Source organism: Actinomyces sp. ICM47 (assembly GCF_905369875.1).
In the GTDB taxonomy this organism is placed as follows: domain Bacteria; phylum Actinomycetota; class Actinomycetes; order Actinomycetales; family Actinomycetaceae; genus Pauljensenia.
Map to the genome: position 1 here is coordinate 1 of NZ_CAJPJE010000044.1, position 18,744 is coordinate 18,744.

At 63.6% G+C, this 18,744-nt stretch carries 17 protein-coding genes and 2 pseudogenes; 12 read left to right on the forward strand and 7 right to left on the reverse strand.

Annotation, left to right across the window (positions count from 1 at the left end; genetic code table 11):
• Positions 1-25: 25 nt before the first annotated feature.
• The 3 genes from ettA to malQ all read left to right on the forward strand — a co-directional run bounded on the left by ettA (position 26) and on the right by malQ (position 4,458).
• Entirely contained in the window at positions 26-1,708 is a 1,683-nt protein-coding gene (gene ettA, locus QZ149_RS08300) for an energy-dependent translational throttle protein EttA (protein WP_291450913.1), read from the forward strand.
• 273 nt (positions 1,709-1,981) lie between these two features.
• A complete protein-coding gene (locus QZ149_RS08305) occupies positions 1,982-2,266 on the forward strand; it encodes a PTS transporter subunit EIIB (protein ID WP_291450914.1) in 285 nt (94 codons plus the stop codon).
• A gap of 41 nt (positions 2,267-2,307) precedes the next feature.
• Entirely contained in the window at positions 2,308-4,458 is a 2,151-nt protein-coding gene (gene malQ, locus QZ149_RS08310) for a 4-alpha-glucanotransferase (protein WP_291450916.1), read from the forward strand.
• A 99-nt stretch (positions 4,459-4,557) separates the two neighbouring features.
• Here the strand turns inward: malQ and QZ149_RS08315 are convergent, their stop codons facing one another.
• From QZ149_RS08315 to QZ149_RS08330, 4 genes are all read right to left on the reverse strand, one after another.
• Positions 4,558-5,022 (reverse strand): PTS glucose transporter subunit IIA, encoded by a 465-nt coding sequence (locus QZ149_RS08315; protein WP_291450917.1) that lies wholly within the window; start codon positions 5,020-5,022, stop codon positions 4,558-4,560.
• Positions 5,019-5,249 (reverse strand): PTS glucose/sucrose transporter subunit IIB, encoded by a 231-nt coding sequence (locus QZ149_RS08320; RefSeq protein WP_291450920.1) that lies wholly within the window; start codon positions 5,247-5,249, stop codon positions 5,019-5,021. Before QZ149_RS08320 ends, QZ149_RS08315 begins: the two co-directional genes overlap by 4 nt.
• A 92-nt stretch (positions 5,250-5,341) precedes the next feature.
• Positions 5,342-6,607: an MFS transporter gene (locus QZ149_RS08325; protein WP_291450922.1), complete on the reverse strand. Its 1,266-nt coding sequence runs from the start codon at positions 6,605-6,607 to the stop codon at positions 5,342-5,344.
• A 16-nt stretch (positions 6,608-6,623) separates the two neighbouring features.
• Positions 6,624-7,502, reverse strand: coding sequence for an HAD hydrolase family protein (locus QZ149_RS08330; protein WP_291450923.1), 879 nt, complete (start codon positions 7,500-7,502; stop codon positions 6,624-6,626).
• A gap of 155 nt (positions 7,503-7,657) precedes the next feature.
• Here QZ149_RS08330 and QZ149_RS08335 point away from each other — a divergent pair, with 155 nt between their 5' ends.
• The 4 genes and pseudogenes from QZ149_RS08335 (at position 7,658) to QZ149_RS08350 (ending at position 11,044) form a co-directional block, all read left to right on the forward strand.
• Positions 7,658-8,191 carry a glycoside hydrolase family 3 N-terminal domain-containing protein gene (locus tag QZ149_RS08335; protein WP_291450924.1) on the forward strand — a complete coding sequence of 178 codons (534 nt, stop codon included), beginning with the start codon at positions 7,658-7,660 and terminating at the stop codon, positions 8,189-8,191.
• Positions 8,076-8,850, forward strand: a pseudogene (locus QZ149_RS08340) (glycoside hydrolase family 3 C-terminal domain-containing protein); the annotation flags it as partial. The gene QZ149_RS08335 and the pseudogene QZ149_RS08340, both read left to right, overlap by 116 nt.
• Before the next feature lie 129 nt (positions 8,851-8,979).
• On the forward strand, positions 8,980-9,690 hold the full coding sequence (locus QZ149_RS08345) for a fibronectin type III-like domain-contianing protein (protein ID WP_291450932.1): 711 nt from the start codon (positions 8,980-8,982) through the stop codon (positions 9,688-9,690).
• A gap of 343 nt (positions 9,691-10,033) precedes the next feature.
• On the forward strand, positions 10,034-11,044 hold the full coding sequence (locus QZ149_RS08350) for a glycosyltransferase (protein WP_291450925.1): 1,011 nt from the start codon (positions 10,034-10,036) through the stop codon (positions 11,042-11,044).
• Positions 11,045-11,053: 9 nt separating this feature from the next.
• On the opposite strand, the gene QZ149_RS08355 is transcribed toward QZ149_RS08350, so the two are convergent.
• Positions 11,054-11,572: a GNAT family N-acetyltransferase gene (locus tag QZ149_RS08355; protein WP_291450926.1), complete on the reverse strand. Its 519-nt coding sequence runs from the start codon at positions 11,570-11,572 to the stop codon at positions 11,054-11,056.
• A gap of 348 nt (positions 11,573-11,920) precedes the next feature.
• Here QZ149_RS08355 and glf point away from each other — a divergent pair, with 348 nt between their 5' ends.
• The 5 genes from glf (at position 11,921) to QZ149_RS08380 (ending at position 16,695) form a co-directional block, all read left to right on the forward strand.
• On the forward strand, positions 11,921-13,063 hold the full coding sequence (gene glf / locus QZ149_RS08360) for a UDP-galactopyranose mutase (protein ID WP_291450927.1): 1,143 nt from the start codon (positions 11,921-11,923) through the stop codon (positions 13,061-13,063).
• A 16-nt stretch (positions 13,064-13,079) separates the two neighbouring features.
• Complete coding sequence (locus tag QZ149_RS08365; protein ID WP_291450928.1) at positions 13,080-14,018, forward strand: AEC family transporter; 939 nt, start codon at positions 13,080-13,082, stop codon at positions 14,016-14,018.
• 175 nt (positions 14,019-14,193) lie between these two features.
• Entirely contained in the window at positions 14,194-15,780 is a 1,587-nt protein-coding gene (locus QZ149_RS08370; protein ID WP_291450929.1) for a sodium-dependent transporter, read from the forward strand.
• Positions 15,777-15,938: a methionine/alanine import family NSS transporter small subunit gene (locus QZ149_RS08375; RefSeq protein WP_009648582.1), complete on the forward strand. Its 162-nt coding sequence runs from the start codon at positions 15,777-15,779 to the stop codon at positions 15,936-15,938. The genes QZ149_RS08370 and QZ149_RS08375 overlap by 4 nt, the downstream gene beginning before the upstream one ends.
• A gap of 10 nt (positions 15,939-15,948) precedes the next feature.
• Positions 15,949-16,695, forward strand: coding sequence for an HAD-IIB family hydrolase (locus QZ149_RS08380; protein WP_291450930.1), 747 nt, complete (start codon positions 15,949-15,951; stop codon positions 16,693-16,695).
• 90 nt (positions 16,696-16,785) lie between these two features.
• Here the strand turns inward: QZ149_RS08380 and QZ149_RS08385 are convergent, their stop codons facing one another.
• Positions 16,786-17,655, reverse strand: a complete 870-nt coding sequence (locus QZ149_RS08385) for an RNA methyltransferase (protein WP_291450931.1) — start codon at positions 17,653-17,655, stop codon at positions 16,786-16,788.
• Positions 17,656-17,662: 7 nt separating this feature from the next.
• Positions 17,663-18,724, reverse strand: a pseudogene (locus QZ149_RS08390) (quinone-dependent dihydroorotate dehydrogenase).
• Between the last annotated feature and the right edge of the window lie 20 nt (positions 18,725-18,744).

Genomic DNA, 18,744 nt, shown 5'->3' on the forward strand with positions numbered 1-18,744 from the left:
CCTCGAACCACCCGAACGGAGTAACGTGGCGGAGTTTATTTATCAGATGAACAAGGCCCGCAAGGCCATCGGTGACAAGGTCATCCTCGACGACGTCACCATGGCGTTCTTCCCGGGTGCCAAGATTGGTATGGTCGGTCCCAGCGGTGCGGGTAAATCCTCGATCCTGAAGATTATGGCCGGACTGGATGAACCCAGCAATGGCGAGGCTCGTCTGACCCCTGGCTACTCGGTCGGTATCCTCATGCAGGAGCCGGTCCTTGATGAGGCAAAGACCGTTATTGAGAATGTGCGCATGGGTGCAGCTGACATCTTTGGCAAGCTCGCACGATTCAATGAGATCTCCGAAGAGATGGCAAATCCGGATGCCGACTTTGATGCTCTCATGGACGAGATGGGTAAGCTGCAGACCGAGATCGATGCTGCCAACGCGTGGGATATTGACTCTCAGCTTGACCAGGCGATGGATGCGCTGCGCTGCCCGCCGCCGGATCAGCCTGTCTCCGTTCTCTCCGGCGGTGAGCGTCGTCGCGTTGCGCTGTGTAAGCTCCTCATCGAGGCCCCCGACCTGCTCCTCCTTGACGAACCTACTAACCATCTCGACGCCGAGAGTGTCCTCTGGCTCGAGAAGCATCTCGCGTCCTACCCGGGTGCCGTCATCGCTGTCACCCATGATCGTTACTTCCTTGATCATGTCGCCGGCTGGATTGCAGAGGTCGACCGCGGTCATCTTTACCCCTACGAGGGCAACTACTCGACCTACCTGGAGACCAAGGAGAAGCGTCTGCAGGTTCAGGGGCAGAAGGACGCCAAGCTGGCCAAGCGTCTGAAGGAAGAACTCGAGTGGGTTCGCTCCAATGCGAAGGGGCGTCAGGCCAAGTCGAAGGCTCGTCTGGCTCGCTACGAGGAGATGGCTGCCGAGGCTGAGCGTACCCGCAAGCTTGACTTCGAGGAAATCCAGATCCCGCCGGGTCCGCGTCTGGGCAGCGTCGTGATCGAGGCCAAGGATCTCCAGAAGGGATTCGGAGACCGTTCTCTGATTAATGGGCTGTCCTTCTCGCTGCCGCGTAACGGCATTGTTGGCGTGATCGGCCCCAACGGCGTTGGTAAGACGACGTTGTTCAAGACGATTGTCGGTCTCGAACCCCTTGATGGTGGCGAGCTGACGATCGGTGAGACCGTCAAGATTAGCTACGTCGACCAGTCTCGCGCTGGCATCGATCCGGATAAGACGCTATGGGAGGTCGTCTCGGACGGCTTGGACTTCATCCAGGTTGGCAACGTCGAGATGCCTTCGCGTGCCTACGTCTCCGCCTTTGGTTTCAAGGGTCCGGATCAGCAGAAGCCTGCCGGCGTGCTGTCTGGTGGCGAGCGTAACCGCCTGAACTTGGCCCTCACCCTCAAGCAGGGCGGCAACCTGCTCCTGCTGGACGAGCCGACCAACGACCTGGACGTCGAGACCTTGGGTTCTCTAGAAAATGCGCTGCTCGCATTCCCCGGCTGTGCCGTCGTCGTCACCCACGACCGCTGGTTCCTCGACCGCGTCGCCACCCACATCCTTGCGTGGGAGGGGACCGAGGAGCATCCGGACAACTGGTACTGGTTCGAGGGCAACTTCGAGGCGTACGAGAAGAACAAGGTGGCCCGCCTCGGTGAGGCTGCTGCAAACCCGCACCGCGTGACGCATCGCAAGCTGACGCGCGACTGATTCGCTGAATAAATGCGTAGGGGGAGGGCCTGGCGGTCCTCCCCCTACCCTTGTGCCTCTCGGCGGCGATGTTCATCGTATTTTCTCTGGTCACCGATGTGTGGCTGGGGCCGGTGGAGCGCGCAATTGTAGCTGTATGCAGAGTTTCTCGCTTCTGTCAATGCCTTTTCGTTGGAAATTTGCTCATGTAGCGGATCCCACTTGCCTTTTGCACAGGTCACATCTAGCATGTGACACGTATCCCAAACTTCAGGCGGCGCGAAAGGGGCTCCGATGACGATTGAACAAGCGCTCATCGACGCGCTGGGTGGACACCTCAACATCGTTGAGATCGAACCCTGCACAATGCGTATCCGTGTTCAGGTAAAAACTCAGCGCGCAGTTGATGAGGCTGCGCTACGCGTGGACGGCGTTTTGGCTGTCGTGCGCTCCGGTGACATCGTTCAAATTGTCTGTGGGGCTTCCTCCGACGATGTCGCAAGCGCGATGATCGCTTCACTTGAATCCGTGGCCCATGACACGCCGGTGGAGGCTTTGTCACAGCGGGTGCACGCATAAACTAAATGTGTCCCTGGCCCACAACGTAGAGAGCTTTTCCCGTGGATATTCATTCACCCGCATCTGACAACATTGACCTGCTGCGCCATGTCGCTGACATGAATGGCGTTGCGACCGGCTTTTGGGACTGGTACGGGAACTGGGTGGGCGTTGGCGCCCCAACCCTCCTGAAGGTCCTTGGCGCGCTCGGTCTTCCCCTGAACGAATCGTCCACGGTGGGGGACGTTGAGCATGCGATGCGTCTGACTGAGGAGCGCGAGTGGCGTCGGACTCTGCCTCCGACGATTGTCGCCCGTGAGGGCGGCGGTTATCTGTTCCCGGTGCATGTGCCCGACGGCTCGTGGGTCAACGTTCAGTGGGTCCTTGAAGACGGTCGTAAGGGCCAGTGTGAGCAGATTGATCGCTACGTGCCCCCGCGTGTGATTGACGGTCAGCTCGTGGGTCGCGCGACCTTCGATGTGCCACACTGGGTGCCGATCGGTTGGCACCGCCTCGTCGCAACGGTTGAGGGAGGACATGTCGAGTCCGCAACTCTCATCGTTGTGCCGAATGCGCTGAAGCTGCCCATCTTGGAGTCCTCTCGCCGCGCGTGGGGTGTCAACGCGCAGCTCTATTCGACGCGTTCATCCTCTTCCTGGGGGATCGGCGACGCGGCTGACCTGGCCGACTTGGCGGCGGTGTGCGCGGACAAGGGGGCGGACTTCCTTCTCATTAATCCAGTCCACGCGTCCCAGCCGGTTTCTCCGCTGGAAACCTCCCCGTACCTGCCGGTGTCTCGCCGCTGGGTGAACCCGATTTACATCCGCCCTGAATCCATCGAGGAATTTGCCTCGCTGCCCCAGGCTTCGCGTGAGGCCATTGAGCAGTTGCGTGATGTCACTCGAGAGTTCGCCAGTCGTGAGGATCTGATCGACCGCGACCGCGCCTGGGAAGCCAAGCGCAAGGCGCTGGAAATTATTTTCGCCGTGCCTCGTACCTACCACCGCCAGTCGCAGTTCGACCACTTCGTGGAAAACGGCGGCTCCGAGCTGTCTAACTATGCGCTGTGGTGTGCGCTCGTTGAGCGTGAGGACACGCTGGAGCTGCCCGAGGACCTTGAGCGTTCCTCGTCGCCGCGCGTTGAACTCGAGCGCCTTGAGCTGGCCGACCGCGTTGATTTCTGGGAGTGGTGCCAGTGGATTGCGTCCGAGCAGCTGGCCCACGCGCAGGACGTGGCCCGCGAGGTCGGTATGGAGATCGGCATTATGGCTGACTTGGCTGTGGGTGTTCACGGTCATGGGTCTGAGAAGTGGAGCCGTCCCGAACTGTTCGCCCCTGGCATGAGCGTGGGTGCCCCGCCGGACGTGTACTCGCAGCAGGGCCAGAACTGGTCGCAGCCGCCGTGGTCTCCGCGTTCGCTGGCTGAGTCTGGCTACACGCCCTTGCGCGACATGGTGCGCGCTGCCCTGGCTAATGCCGGTGCCGTGCGTATCGACCACATCCTGGGGATGTTCCGCCTGTGGTGGATCCCAGAGGGCTGTGTAGCGACCGAAGGTACTTACGTGTACTACGACCATGAGGCCATGATGGGCATCATCCTCCTGGAGGCCCAGCGCGCGGGTGCCGTCGTTATCGGTGAGGACCTGGGTGTCGTGGAGCCGTGGGTGCGCGATTACCTGCGTGACCGTGGCGTCTTGGGTACCTCCGTCGTGTGGTTCGAAAAGGAGGGTGGCGGCTGGCCCCTGCGTCCTGAGCACTACCGCGACCGCGCGCTGGCTGCGGTCAATATCCACGACCTGCCTCCGACGCTCGGCTACATTCGAGGGATTCAGACGACGCTGCGCAGCGAACTGGGTCTGCTGACTGACGACATCGAGACCGTGCGTGCGGCGGATCGCCTTGAGCTTGATCAAGTCGCGGCGCGTCTGCACGAGTATGGCTGTATCGACGGTGCGGAACCCAGCGAGCGTGACATGGTCGAGGGCCTGTACCGCTACGTCGCGAAGGTTCCCTCCAAGCTCGTCGTTGCCTCCCTGGTAGACGCGGTAGGCGACGTGCGCCCGCAGAACATGCCGGGCACGGGCGCGGATCAGTACCCGAACTGGTGCGTGCCGCTGTGCGACTCCGACGGCGAGGAGGTCTTTATTGAGGACCTTCCCTCCAATGAGCGTCTGACCTCGCTGTTCTCCTTGCTGAGGGGTTCTGTCAACTAGCACGACCGTTTGACAGAACGATGCCCCGTAGCCCATGAGGGCTGCGGGGCATCGTACGAGTGAGGCGATGACGTTGGGGTGGTTCCCAAGTTGGGGTATCTAGTTGGTCGTGGTTGAAAAGAGCGGCGCGAGCACGGATACGTCGGGGCCGGTTGCCTCGTGCGTGACGGCGGCACCCGGCGGAGTGACGACGACGATGGGGACGCAGAGGGAGAGGTTGGCGTCGTGCACGGGGGTGAGGTCCCAGTGAATGAGCGGGGTGCCCGCCGCCACGACGTCCCCCTCGTCGACGAGGGCTGCGAAGCCTTTACCGTGCAGGCTCACCGTGTCGATGCCGAGGTGGATGAGGATCGATATGCCCTGCATGGAGGTGATGATGGCGGCGTGCGGCTTGAGCTTGGTGACGACGCCGTTGATGGGGGAGCGGACGGTCAAACACTCCGAGGCGGAGTCGGGGATGAGCGCGCAGCCACCCCCGACGACGCCGCTCACGAAGACAGGATCAGGCACTTCACTCAGCGGCATGACGTGCGCTGCGAAGGGTGCACAGACGGAGAGTGTCACCGGCTGGCGAGCATTTCGTTGACGAGATCCTCGGAATCGGGGCCAATGACGACCTGAACCGCGTCGCCCACGATGACGACGTCGAAGGCACCGGCGGCACGCAGCTTGGCCTCGTCAATGAGGTCGGTGTTGGCGGCGTCCAAGCGAATGCGCGTGATGCAGGCTTCAAGATTGGAGATGTTCTCCCAGCCGCCCAGGGCTTCGATGATGGTCGTTGCGGTGCTCATGGTGTCCTCCTTGGCTCATGCGGTTTGCCTCACACTTATGGTATCGCGGAGGCGGAGTCGTTGGCACGCCATGGGCCTGGGAGCGCGTCACATTATGGGATGGTGTTGATGGCGCTGGTGCCGCGGATTCGAGCCGCGGGGGTGAGGCCCATGGCGATGCTGGCTCCGACCGCCAGAGCAATGAAGACGTACATGGCGGCCTCGACCCCCATCCATGAGGCGGCCACGCCGGACGCGAGGGAACCCAGCGGCATGACGCCCCACACGGCAAAGCGAAAGATCGCGTTCATGCGTCCGAGCATGTGGGGCGGGCAGATCTCTTGACGCAGACTCATCTGGGTGACGTTGTAGATGGTGAGGAAATAGGAGGAGACAATGCCGGAGACTGCAATGATTGCTGCGGCCGCAGCGGGGGCGTGAACGGCTGTGGGTTGGGCGGCTAGGACAGCGACGCCGATGATGCTTGTGACGACAATGGTGCGCCCGATGCCCAGATGCTTCATCCATGCCGAGCGCGTGAGCGCACCGAGGATCCCGCCGATTGCCCCGACGCTCAGGAGGAGGCCGAGCTGGGTAGCGCTCATGTCCAGCGTGCGCAGGACAAGGATAGGCAAGAGAACCTGGATGCCGGCGGCAGCGAATGCGGCGGCCGCAATGCAGGAAAAGAGCGGAAAGAGTAGGCGTTGCCCGCGTACGAAGGCTAGCCCCTCGCGGATCTGCGCGACAAGCGTGGCTCCGGTGCGCGTAGGCGCAGGCTCCGGGGTGGCGATGCGCCAGATCGCCCAGGTCGAGAATACGTACGTGAGGGCAGTAAGTAGATAGACGAGAGGAGGGGCGAGCAGCCCGAGGAGCCATCCGCCCAAGCCCGGTCCACCCGCATGCCCCACCTGGTAGGAGGCCTCGAGCCGCCCGTTGGCCGCACCGATATATCGCCGAGAGGCGATGATCGGAACGTACGACTGGTAGGCAACATCGAAGAAGACGGTGCACAGGCCCAGAAGCGCGGCGACGATCATCAAGTGCGTCAGCGTGAGGGTCGCGAAGACATAGGCCAGGGGAATCGAGATCAGGGCACCGATGCGTGCCAGGCCCGCGATGGTCATGACGCGGCGCTTACGCCACCCATCCACCCAGGCACCCGCCGGCAAGCCGACGATCAGGAAGGCGAGTGTCTGCAAGGCAGAGAGCACACCGATCTGGGTTTCGCTGGCACGCAGGACGCTAATCGCGATCGCTGAGGTAGCCAGCGTCCCCACCTGGAAGCCAACCTGCGCAGCGGTCTGCCCCGCCCACAGGTGCATGAACGCTGAGTTACGGGTGAGCGGGTGGTGGAACCAGGCCCTGACGGTGACGGCCATCTGTCGGCGCCGAGGCCTAGGCCGGGCTGGGCGCCCCGTCGATGAGCCCAGCGGCGGCCAAAGCCCAGGCAAGGCCGTCGGCACTAACCGCGGGAGCGACAATATCGGCAACCTCAACCAGAGCCTCGCACCCGTCCCCAATACTGACGCCGACAGCGGCACGTGCCACGGCCTCGACATCATTGTTAGAGTCGCCAATAGCCACAGTACGCGACATGGGGACGCCGATGTGCTCACACACGGCCTCCATACCCACCGCCTTGGACAAGCGATCCGGGAGAACCTCGAAGGGAACATACCCTGCTGCCCCCACCGATCCGATGACGGCGCGATAGCCGTCGGGCAGCGCCGCACTCACACGCTCCATCGACGCGTTCTCCGGAGGCACATAGGCCGTCACCTTCGTGAAAGACCCACCCTCAACGTCAACGACAAAGGGCGTCACCGACTGGGCATACTCGGCCCAATCCTCAGGGTTAAGACCCGCCCGGGGCACGAAAAACTCCAGATAGCCGCGCGAAAGCCCCATCTGGTCAGGCCCCTGCCACACGTAGAACGCATCCAAATCCTCCCACAGAGCAGTCAGAACCCGGACGTGCTCGGCAGGCATACGCTTATCAAGCAGCACCGTGTCGCCCACCGCCGCATACCCGCCAGCCCCACCCACGATGCCCTCAAAACCCAGGTCAAAGAAACGCGGATAGACCTCCGGGACAGAACGCCCAGTACAGAGAAACAGACGGTGGCCACGCTCGCGCACCCGCGCTAACGCACAAACCGCTGAACCGGGAACGCGCTGGCGGGAATCACACAGCGTCCCGTCCACGTCGATGAAAACTGCACGAGGAGCAGCGCCCTCAATGTCCCGACCAATCACACCCGCATCACAGCTCATAACGCCATGGTAGCCCAGCCACCACCAGCAACACCCCACACAACAAACCCAAGAAAAAACACATCACACGTCCGATTGGCAAAACCCCACCCACATAACCCACACTGGAACCAGCGACGACACCCGCAATGGAGCACGAAAGACAACTCACATCGATGCAACACACAGCACGTGCGAACGCCAGCAACCTCACCCTCCTACAAGCAGCAGCTCTCCTCTCCGGCGCAAGCGCCTGGAACTCACGCGCCATCCCCACAGCACACGTCCCCTCCTTCGTCATGAGCGACGGCCCCCACGGCGTACGCCGCCAACTCGGCGACGCCGACCACCTCGGCATCGCCGACTCCGAAAAAGCCACCTGCTTCCCGACAGCCTCCGCGCTCGCGGCCACGTGGAACCCCGACCTGGCCCGCCAGATGGGTGAGGCGTTGGGGGCGGAGGCGCGTGGACTCGGAGTCAACGTCCTGCTTGGCCCCGGCCTGAACATCAAGCGTTCGCCCCTGTGCGGACGCAACTTTGAGTACTTGTCCGAGGACCCGATCCTCCGAAGCCGGGACGTTGGAGGCATCCGATGTGTATGCGCGCGCCCAGGAGGTCTTGAACGTCGCCGCCGCGAGCGCCGACCTTCCCGCACCTACCCCCTACGACCTCGACGAGCACCACGCGTTGGCCACACGCATCGCCTCTGAAGCGATCACACTCCTGCGCAACGAGGACGATGCCCTGCCTCTGAGTTCCGGCACCAGTGTCGCCCTCATCGGTGACCTCGCTGACACGCCGCGCTATCAGGGAGCAGGCTCCTCCCAGGTCAACCCCACACGCCTCGAGGCCCCGCGCGAGCTACTCGAGGCGGGGGGGGGGAGAGTCCGCCCGAGGCTTGGTCCTGACAGGATACGCTCCCGGATATGAGCGTCACGGTGGCACGAGTGACGCGCTCATTGCCGAGGCCGTGGCGCTCGCGGCGCGCGCCGACGTTGCGCTCGTGTACGTGGGTCTCGACGAACTCGCCGAGTCGGAGGGACTGGACCGGACCCACATGCGCCTACCCGAGGGGCAGGATCGACTCATTGAGGCAGTCGTGGCTGCCAACCCGCGTACCGTTGTCGTTCTGACGGGTGGTGCCAGTGTGGAGATGCCGTGGGCGTTCTCCGTGTCCGCGCTTGTCAACGGTTACCTGGGGGGCCAGGGAGGGGCTGGCGCGATGTTGGATGTCCTGACCGGTGCCGTCAACCCCTCGGGACGCCTGGCCGAGACCTACGCGCGTTCCCTGGAGGACCATCCGACCGCTGCGTGGTACCCAACGACCGGTCCTCTGTCCTACTACCGTGAGGGTCCCTTTATTGGCTACCGATACTTCACAACTGCTAGCGTAGACGTCGCTTTCCCCTTCGGATACGGCCTGTCCTATTCACGCTTCGAGTACTCCGATCTCGCTGTGGACCAGGATGGGGCGACCCTGACGGTCGCCAACACCTCGATGTGCGACGGCACCGAGGTCGTTCAGCTCTACGTGAGCGCCCCGGGTGGCGTCTTCGGTCCTGCGCGCGAACTTAAGGGGTTCACCAAGGTTGCCGTTCCAGCCGGTGAATCTGTGCGCGTCACTATCCCCTTTGACCGCTACACCTTCCGCCACTGGGAGACATCACGCGGAGCATGGGAAACCGAGGGCGGCACCTGGACGATTCACGTGGGGTGCAACGTTGAAGACACACCGCTGAGCGCCACCCTTGAGGTTGACGGGACGAATCCCTCGCCGATCGACCCGGCCCTCGGCCACTACCTGCGCGCCGAGGTCGAGAACGTGACCAACGGAGAGTTCGCGGTCCTGCTGGGGTGCACCATTCCTACTGCTCACCCGAGGGAAGACATCACGGCCTCCAACCTGATGTCGGAGCTGATCCGTGCCAAGAGCTGGCTTGCCCGATTGGCGGGCCGTAAGCTACACGCTGACAAAGCGAAGGCTGACGCCAAGGGCGATCCGGACCTTAACGTCCACTTTGCGTTCAACATGCCGCTGAGGGCGCTCGCCAAGTTTACGAACGGTACGGTGAGCACCGACATGATCGACGCGGCCGTGGAGGTCATTAACGGCCACTTCTGGCGCGGTATCACGCGTCTAGCGATCCGCTATTGCGCCAACGCGCGTGCCAACAAGGCGACCCAGCGGGAACTTGACCAGACCCGATGATGAGGCCTCGGCCTCGTCCTTGTCAGGTAACGCCGTACAAGAATACTGACCCAGGTGGTGAAGTACTGACGGAGCACCTGTAACGACTGCACACAGCGACCGCACAGGCCATCACCTTCATCACCCAGTATCACGTCACCGTCACATCGAACTCCTTGGTCAGGAAATAGCATTCTGGTACGCAAGTGCGTGCGTTCTGTCCACCATGCCCATTACCGTAGCCGTGTCCTTGTGGGGTATTTTCCTTCTCGTCACAGCGATTTTTGCACAGGAAGATCTCAAGGAGAGCGCGCAGGTGAATCAGGCACAGTAGACTACTGCCAGACCTGCGAGAGGAGATCCCATGAGCACGCCCCTTCTGACCGTGATCGTGCCCGCCTACAACTCCGAGGACTACCTTGACCGGGCGTTAACCACGCTCGTCGGATACGGTGACGAACTTGAGGCGATCATCGTGAACGACGGTTCGAAGGACCGTACCGCGCAGATCGCCGACGAGTGGGCCGCTCGGTACCCCTCCGTTAAGGTCATTCATCAGGAAAACAAGGGGCACGGGGGTGCCGTTAACGCTGGCCTCGCCGCAGCCACCGGCACGCACGTGCGCGTTGTCGACTCCGACGATTGGCTGGACCGTCGCGCCACGAACGCTGTGCTCGACCTTTTGCGCGAGGAACGCGAAGCAGGGCGTAACCTCGACTTGCTCGTCACCAACTACGTCTACGACAAGCAGGGAAAGGCCCACAAGGCCGTCATCCGTTACCGCAACGTCCTGCCGCGCGGACGCACCTTCGGCTGGGCGGACCTGCGGCGATGCCGCTACGACCAGTACCTGATGATGCACGCCTTGACCATGCGCACCGAGGTCGTGCGAGCCTCCGGCCTGGTCATGCCCGAACACACGTTCTACGTGGACTACCTCTACTCGTTCGTTCCACTGCCCTCCGTGTCCACGATCCGCTACCTGGACGTGGACCTCTACCACTACTTCATCGGGCGCGACGACCAGTCCGTCAACGAGAAGGTCATGATCACGCGCCTGGATCAGCTGGCCCGCGTCAACGAGGCCATGACCCGTGCTTTGCCTGCTCGTACCGACGTCGACGAGAAGCTGTGGCGCTACATGGTCCACTACCTGCGCATCAACGCCGTGGTCTGCTCCGTCATGGCTCAGCTGTCGGGCACACCCGAGCACCTGGCCCTCAAAGAACAGATCTGGGAAACCATGGACCAGATCAACCCCGAAGCCACGGAGCGTCTGCGCAAGGATCTGCTCGCCGGCCTTGTACGCCACGCTTCCCCGATGGTCGTGCGTTGCGGCTACAAGGTCGCGGCTGCTGTCCTCGGCTTCAACTGACGAACGCCGTCAGTGCGCGGCGAGCGCCAGCTCGGTGCAGTGGACGGTGAGGCGCTTACCGATGAGCGGGTATTCCACGCCCTCCTCGCGGTTTCGCCACGTAAAGCCGAGCTTTTCTGAGACGCGTCGCGACGCATCGTTTCCATCGAAGTACTTCAAGATGATCGTCTCGACGCCCAGCTCCTTCGCGCGCTCGATGATAGCGCGCCCTGCCTCGCTCGCGTAGCCGTTGCCCCAGTAGGGCACACCGATCCAGTAGCCGATGTTGCCGATTGATGTCGCGGTCTCATCTGCGTCGACGCGCAGTGCGATTGAGCCGACCAGTTCACCGGTTGATGACAGCGTCACCGCGTAGCTGTCGTTCGCTACCAGGACAGTGGACAGTGCCTCGCGGGCGTCGTCGATGAGCTCGAAGGGCTTCCATCCACACAGCATCCCGATGCGTGGATCGCGGGCCAGCTCAAAGAGCGCAGGAGCGTCCGCGTCGCTCCAGGGGCGCAAGCACAGGCGCTGCGTGTGAATGATCATTGGTCGTTCTTTCCCGTTGACAGTGACGGCTGGTAGGAGGCGACGACAGCAGGATCGTCGGAGCCAATCAGTGGTGGGCGACATCCGGCCGCTCCAGGACTTCAACGTACACGCTAACATGCCTCTCTGTCCCGGACCTGAACCCGCTCACCGGAACGTAGGCGGGGTCGCCCACGTCCTGGACAGCGGGTTAGCGTGCGGAGCCACCCGACATGTCAGCAGACGGAACAAGAATAGGTGAGCGCCGCCTCTCTGTTTGAGAGTGTCCGCGCCCCGGCCTCGTGCCCGTTCCAGCACGCCCTGGCCTGGGCGGATACGATGGTGTTAATCAAGTGAAAGGGGAGCGGCGTGGATCTGCTCGTTGTTGGATCGGGCTTTTTCGGCCTGACGTTCGCCCGCGAGGCCGCGGAGCGATTCGGTATGAACGTGACGGTCATCGAGCGCCGCGACCACATCGGAGGCAACGCCTACTCGTCCATCGACGAGGCCACGAGCGTCGAGGTGCACCGCTACGGCACCCACTTGTTCCACACGTCGAACGAACGCGTGTGGTCCTACGTCAACCGCTTCACAATATTCAACGACTACCGCCACCGTGTCTATGCCAACTACCGGGGTGTCGTCTACCCGCTGCCTATCAACCTGGGCACGATCAACCAGTTCTTCGGTGCCGCCTACTCGCCGACCGAGGCCCGCGCGCTCATCGAGCAGCAGGCCACCGAAATCACGGGCGAACCGGGCAACCTTGAGGAGAAAGCGATCAGCCTGATCGGTCGCCCGCTCTACGACGCGTTCATCGCCGGATACACGGCCAAGCAGTGGCAGACCGACCCGCGCGAGCTGGCCGCCTCCATCATCACGCGCCTGCCCGTGCGTTTCACCTACGAGAATCGCTACTTCCAGGACCGCTACGAGGGTCTGCCCCTGAACGGTTACGGAGCGTGGATCGCGAACATGGTTGACCACCCGCGCATCAGCGTGCACACGGGCGTGGACTTCTTCGACGAGTCCTCGCCCTTCTCGAAGGCCGCGACGGTTGGCCAGGTGCCTGTCGTCTACACGGGCGCGATCGACCGCTACTTCGACTACGAGGCCGGCGAGCTCGGCTGGCGCACCCTCGATTTTGAGACCGAGGTCGTGGACGTTCCCGACTACCAGGGTTGCTCGGTCATGAACTACTCGGACCGCGACGTACCCTTCACGCGCATCCACGAGTTCGCGCATCTGCACCCCGAGAGGGATCGACGCGGTGCGACCAATACGATCATTCAGCGCGAGTACTCGCGATTCGCGCGCCCCGGGGACGAGCCCTACTACCCGATCGCCTCGCCGTCGGACCGTTCGACGCTCGCGGCTTACCGGGAGATGAGCGCGGGGGAGAAGGACGTTCTCTTCGGCGGACGCCTGGGCTCCTACCAGTACCTGGACATGCACATGGCGATCGCCTCGGCCCTGACGAAGGTCGACGAGGCCGTGGCCGCCTGGCGCTGACGGGTTTCCTATTCGCATGGTATCGATCGTCTGGTCAGTCCTGTCGATCGCTCTCATCATCGGCGTCGGCTGGATTGCTCGCCGAGGGGGTGCACTCGGCCCTGATGCCGCTGGTTCCCTCGCATCGGCAACGTATTGGGTGGCCAGCCCAGCGATGCTGTTCCACGCGATTGTCTCGACCGGCACGTCCGGAGTTTTTGGCGCTCCGCTCGCCGTGGCCGCCGCGTCGGGCGTCGGCACCGCACTGCTCTTCGTGCTTGTCGCACGCCTGTTTCTGCGCCTGTCGCGCGGGGAGACCGCTCTGGGGGCCATAGCCTCGTCCCTGAACAACGGGGCCTACATTGGCATCCCGATCGCCGTCTACGTCTTGAACGACGCCTCCGCTGTTGTTCCCATCCTGGTGTTCCAGCTGGGTTTCTTCACCCCGATGTTTTTCGTCCTGGCTGATCTGGTTGGATCGGGGCAGCGCCCGTCGGTGCTTGGTGTTGCGAAGGTCGTGGTGCGCAATCCCATGGTCATCGCAGCGGCGTGTGGCTTCCTGTTCTCCGCGGCGGGGTGGCCGATGCCGACGCTCCTCGATGTGTCGACGTCCATGCTGGGTTCAGCCGCGCCCCCGATGATCCTCTTATCCTTCGGTGCGTCCCTCGTTGATCGTCGCTCGGCGTCCGGTGATTCCGGTATTGCGGCGACTGTCTGCGCTATCGCCTGCAAACTTGCCCTCCAGCCCGCAATCGCGTGCGGCGTCGGAGTGCTGCTCGGGCTGGCGGGTCCGGCCCTCATGTCGGTGACCATCATGGCTGCCCTGCCAGCCGCGCAGAACGCCTATATCGCGGCCACTCGGGCGAAGGCAGGGGAGCGCATCGCGCAGGGAACTGTCCTCGTGACAACCTTCGCCTCCCTGCCCGTTGTCGTGGGCATTGCGGCGCTTTTCCACGGCCTCGGACTGGTGGCTTAACACACCCGACGGTGCCCGGCGCAATTCAGCACTGACCCACAAACCAGCCATGGCCTCGTCAAAAAGAGGTCAAAAGCACGGTCTATATCGTGGACTGTAGCTGACATCCTCGTGTAACGGCCATAGTCTGACTGAGCATTATCCCAAAATCAAACGAATCCAAGGAACACGATTCATGTCATCCTCCGCATCCCGCCCCGCGCCCCGTGCGCGCGACTCGTGGAGCGGCCAGACTGGCTTCCTACTGGCGGCCATCGGCTCGGCCATCGGCCTGGGCAACATCTGGCGTTTCCCCGGAGTCTCCTACTCCAACGGCGGCGGCGCCTTCCTGGTTCCGTACCTGGTCGCACTGATCTTCGTCGGTATCCCCATGCTCTGGCTCGACTACGCAGTCGGACACAAGTTCCGCGGCTCCCCGCCGTGGGCACTGCGCAAGATCCTGGGCGGCGGCGAATTCATCGGCTGGTTCCAGACCTTCGTCTGCTTCGTCATCATGGTCTACTACGGCGCGGTCCTCGCCTGGGGCGTGCAGTACACGATCTACTCCGTCAACGCGGCTTGGGGCGATGACCCGACGAGCTTCTTCACTGACTCTTTCCTGCAGGTTGTCCCCGGCGACACGTTCTCCTGGGCTCCCGCCTGGTCGGTCATGATCCCCCTCGCCCTCGTGTGGATTCTCGTCCTCTTTGTGATCGGACGCGGCCTGTCCAAGGGCGTCGAAGCGGCGAACAAGATCTTCCTGCCCCTCCTCGTCATCTTGTTCCTCGCGCTCGTCGTTCGTGCCCTCTTCCTTCCCGGCGCGGTCGAGGGCCTCAACGCTTTCTTCACCCCGAACTGGGGCGCGCTCGTCGATCCCAAGGTGTGGCTGGCCGCCTTCGCGCAGATCTTCTACTCGCTGTCCGTGGGCTTTGGCATCATGCTGACCTACGCTTCCTACCTCCAGCGCAAGTCGAACCTGACCGGTACAGCGCTCGTCGCCGGCTTTGCGAACTCGTCCTTCGAGATCCTCGCTGGCATCGGCGTGTTCTCCGCCGTCGGGTTCATGGCCCACCAGGGTGGCGTGAGCGTGTCCGAGGTCGAGGGCCTGACCGGTCCGATCCTGTCCTTCGTGACCTTCCCGAAGATCATCTCGATGATGCCCGGTGGCCCCCTCTTCGGCGTCCTCTTCTTCTCTTCCCTGGTCCTGGCGGGCGTCACTTCGCTGCTCTCCCTCCTCCAGGTCGTCTCCGGCGGCCTCCAGGACAAGTTCGGCTGGTCGCCCGCCCGCTCGGCGCTGGTTCTTGGTGTTCCCGCGACCGTTATCTCCCTGGTGCTCTTCGGCACCCGCTCGGGTCTGAACAACCTCGACATCGTCGACAACTTCATCAACTCGGTTGGTGTGGTCTCCTCGGCGATCATGTTCGCCGTCCTGTGCGCTGTCGCCGGCCCTCGCCTCGGAGTGCTGCGCGCCCACCTGAACTCGGTGTCCAGCGTGAAGGTTCCCAAGCCCTGGGAGCCCCTCGTCGGGATCGTCATCCCACTCGTCCTCTTCATCATGATGGCGATGTCCATCGTCGACTTGCTGATGCACGGTTACGGGAAGTATCCGAGCGGCTACGTACTCATTTTCGGCTGGGGTTCCGTCGCGGTTGCCGTGATTGCCGCACTGATTTTCACCCTGATCCCGTGGAAGCACCGCCCGGTGGATACCCACGCAACGGTTGCAAAGATCCTCGCGGATGACGCCGAGGAAACCGCTTCGACCGAAGGAGGCGCCAAGTGACCGCTCCCGCTATCGCCCTGATGATTCTGACGATCCTGCTCGTGTGGGGTGGCCTCGTCGCTTCTGTCGTCATGCTGCAGATCCTCCCCGTCCCCACGGACGAGGAAACTGAGGCTGCTCAGCGCGCTATCGATGCTGACCAGGCCGCTAGCCGGTAGGGTGTCAATCGTGAAGCTCGTTGCCTTTGATCTCGATGATACGCTGGCCCCCTCGAAGTCGCCGCTGCCACCCCAGATGGACGTGGCGCTGCGCTCGCTGCTGGATCACGTGGAGGTGTGCATCATCTCCGGTGGCCAGATGGGGCAGTTCCGTACGCAGGTGCTCGACAACCTGAATGCCTCTGACGAGGAACTCTCGCGTCTGCATCTGATGCCGACCTGCGGCACTCGCTACTACCGCTTCGAGGGTGGGCAGTGGGTCGAGCGTTACGCGCACGACCTGGACCCTGAGGTGGCCACCCGCGTCATCGAATCCCTGGAGCGCCATGCCCGCGAGCTTGGCCTGTGGGAGGAGAACCCATGGGGCAACATCATCGAGGACCGCGGCTCTCAGATCACCTTCTCGGCGCTCGGGCAGGAGGCACCCCTCGATGCGAAGCGCGCGTGGGACCCGGATGGGACCAAGAAGGCTGCTCTGCGCGATGCGGTGCAGCCCGATGTGCCGGAGCTGGATGTGCGCGGCGGTGGCTCGACTTCGGTCGACATTACGACGCGTGGCATCGACAAGGCCTACGGCATGGGCAAGCTCGTCGAGGAGACGGGGATTCCGGCCTCCGAGATGCTCTTCATCGGCGACCGCCTGGATCCCGAGGGCAACGACTACCCCGTCAAGGTCGCCGGCTACGCGACGCGCGGCGTGTCGGGTTGGGAAGAGTGCGTCGAGGTTATCCGCGAACTCGTTGACTCCCTGAGCTGACGCAGAGACGACTACGGTACGAGGCCGGGGCTGGGTGTCCAGCTCCGGCCTCGTTTCGTTGTACGTCGCTCAGCGAGTGCGGTTGGTTGCCTAGGTCCCAATCCCGCGAGTTGCCCAGAAGACGACGGCGGAGGCGGCCGCGACGTTGAGTGAGTCGACCCCGTGGTCCATGGGGATCTTGACGGTGTAGTCGGAGGCGGCGATGGTGCGCCTGCCCAGCCCGTCGCCCTCGGTTCCCATGACCATCGCTAGGCGCGCGCCCGGCCTTTGGAGGGCGGGCAGCGCTGCGAAGTCGTCGAGGGACACGGAATCGTCCGACAGAGCGAGGGACGCGACGGTGAAGCCAGCCTCTTGCAGTGCCTTGATATCGCCGGGCCAGGATTCCAGGCGAGTCCACGGCACCTGGAAAACGGTGCCCATCGAGACGCGCACGGATCGCCGGTAGAGAGGGTCCGCGCACTGCGGGGTCACGAGGACGGCGTCCACGCCGAGCGCTGCTGCGCTGCGGAAGGCCGCGCCCACGTTCGTGTGGTCGACCAGGTTTTCCAGGACGACGACGCGTCGTGCGGGTGCGCCATCTCGGGCAGTGGCCAGCAGCTCCTGAAGGGAGGGAAGGAGGGGGCGTTGCATGGCGGCCAGAGCGCCGCGGTGCAGATGGAAGCCCGTCATGTGTTCCAGGACGTCTTCCTCGGCCACAAAGACCGGGACGTCAGCGCCGTCGCCGGATCCCGTGGCGCGCTCGATGAGCGGCATCAGGGATTCCAGCCACCGTGCCGACATCAGGAAGGATCGGGGCCGGTGCCCCGCCTGGATGGCCCGTTCGATGACGTTGGCGGATTCGGCCATGTACAGGCCGCGTTCTGGCTCGATCTTCGACCGTAGTTTGACGTCTTTGAGGCGCGTGTAGTCATCCAGGCGCGGATCCGCAGACAGATCGGCGCCGGTCAGCTCGATGATCATGGCGTCCTCAGGCGCGCTGGAGGGCGCGCGAGACCTCGCCCGGCCAGGACGGACCTTCGAAGATGAAGGCGGAGAAGGCCTCGACTAGGTCGGCACCCGCGCCGATCATGCGCAGCGCGTCCTCGGGGGAGGAGATGCCACCCGTACCGATGAGAATCTGTTCCTCGTCGAGGTGGCGCGCCACCAGGGACACCACCTCGAGTGCGCGGGGCAGCAGGGGAGCGCCGGAGACGCCGCCCTCACCCAGGTCGTGGTTGATCGTCGTGTTCGTGGCCACAACGCCCGCCAAGCCCAGTTCCTTCGTCAGCTCGACGACGGCGACGATGTCCTCGTCGGCCAGGTCGGGTGCGATCTTGACGAAGAGGGGCATGACGCGGTCGGGTGCGCCGGCCTCGCAGCCGCGGCGTGCGGCCTGGAGAATCGGGCGCAGGTGGTCGACCGACTGCAGGTCACGCAGGCCGGGAGTGTTAGGTGAGGAGACGTTGACGACGACGAAGTCGACCCAGTGGGCGAGCGTTTTTGCGCAGTACTCGTAGTCGGCGGGGGCGTCGGCCTCGGGGGTCACCTTGTTCTTGCCGATGTTCGCGCCCACGATGGCGGCGCGGCCCGCGTGGGCGGAGCGCAGCTCGCGCAACTTCTCGGCGGCCGCGTCCGCGCCCGCGTTGTTGAATCCCATGCGGTTGCGCAGGCCTCGGTCCTCCATGAGGCGCCATAGGCGCGGCGCTTCGTTGCCCGGCTGCGGGCGCGGCGTCACGGTGCCGATCTCGACGAAGGCGTAGCCCAGGGCGCTCATACCCAGGACGGCCTCGGCGTCCTTGTCCATGCCGGCGGCCAGGCCGAGGCGCGAGGGCAGCTCACGGTGACCCAGCATGAGCGGGACCTCGACACCGCCGACGGTGCGGGTCGGTCGGCGCAGGGGGTCCATGTAGCCCAGGGTGGCCCGCATGAGTCCCCGTGTGAGAGCGCAGCGCCCTGCGAGGGAGATCGCCCCCAGGCCCAGGTGGGGTGCATGCTACGGGTAAGAACGCGAAATGAAGTGTCGGAAGGTCCAGTTGTACGCGAGTCGGATACTAGCTCCAAGGGCAGTTG

What these genes read in the sequence shown, in the direction of transcription:
- QZ149_RS08305 (WP_291450914.1), top strand. Translation starts at nt 1,982, where the DNA reads ATGACGATTGAACAAGCGCTCATCGACGCGCTGGGTGGACACCTCAAC.
- QZ149_RS08320 (WP_291450920.1), bottom strand. Translation starts at nt 5,249, where the DNA reads ATGAGCACCGCAACGACCATCATCGAAGCCCTGGGCGGCTGGGAGAAC.
- QZ149_RS08325 (WP_291450922.1), bottom strand. Translation starts at nt 6,607, where the DNA reads ATGGCCGTCACCGTCAGGGCCTGGTTCCACCACCCGCTCACCCGTAAC.
- QZ149_RS08330 (WP_291450923.1), bottom strand. Translation starts at nt 7,502, where the DNA reads ATGAGCTGTGATGCGGGTGTGATTGGTCGGGACATTGAGGGCGCTGCT.
- QZ149_RS08335 (WP_291450924.1), top strand. Translation starts at nt 7,658, where the DNA reads ATGCAACACACAGCACGTGCGAACGCCAGCAACCTCACCCTCCTACAA.
- QZ149_RS08345 (WP_291450932.1), top strand. Translation starts at nt 8,980, where the DNA reads ATGTGCGACGGCACCGAGGTCGTTCAGCTCTACGTGAGCGCCCCGGGT.
- QZ149_RS08350 (WP_291450925.1), top strand. Translation starts at nt 10,034, where the DNA reads ATGAGCACGCCCCTTCTGACCGTGATCGTGCCCGCCTACAACTCCGAG.
- QZ149_RS08355 (WP_291450926.1), bottom strand. Translation starts at nt 11,572, where the DNA reads ATGATCATTCACACGCAGCGCCTGTGCTTGCGCCCCTGGAGCGACGCG.
- QZ149_RS08365 (WP_291450928.1), top strand. Translation starts at nt 13,080, where the DNA reads ATGGTATCGATCGTCTGGTCAGTCCTGTCGATCGCTCTCATCATCGGC.
- QZ149_RS08370 (WP_291450929.1), top strand. Translation starts at nt 14,194, where the DNA reads ATGTCATCCTCCGCATCCCGCCCCGCGCCCCGTGCGCGCGACTCGTGG.
- QZ149_RS08385 (WP_291450931.1), bottom strand. Translation starts at nt 17,655, where the DNA reads ATGATCATCGAGCTGACCGGCGCCGATCTGTCTGCGGATCCGCGCCTG.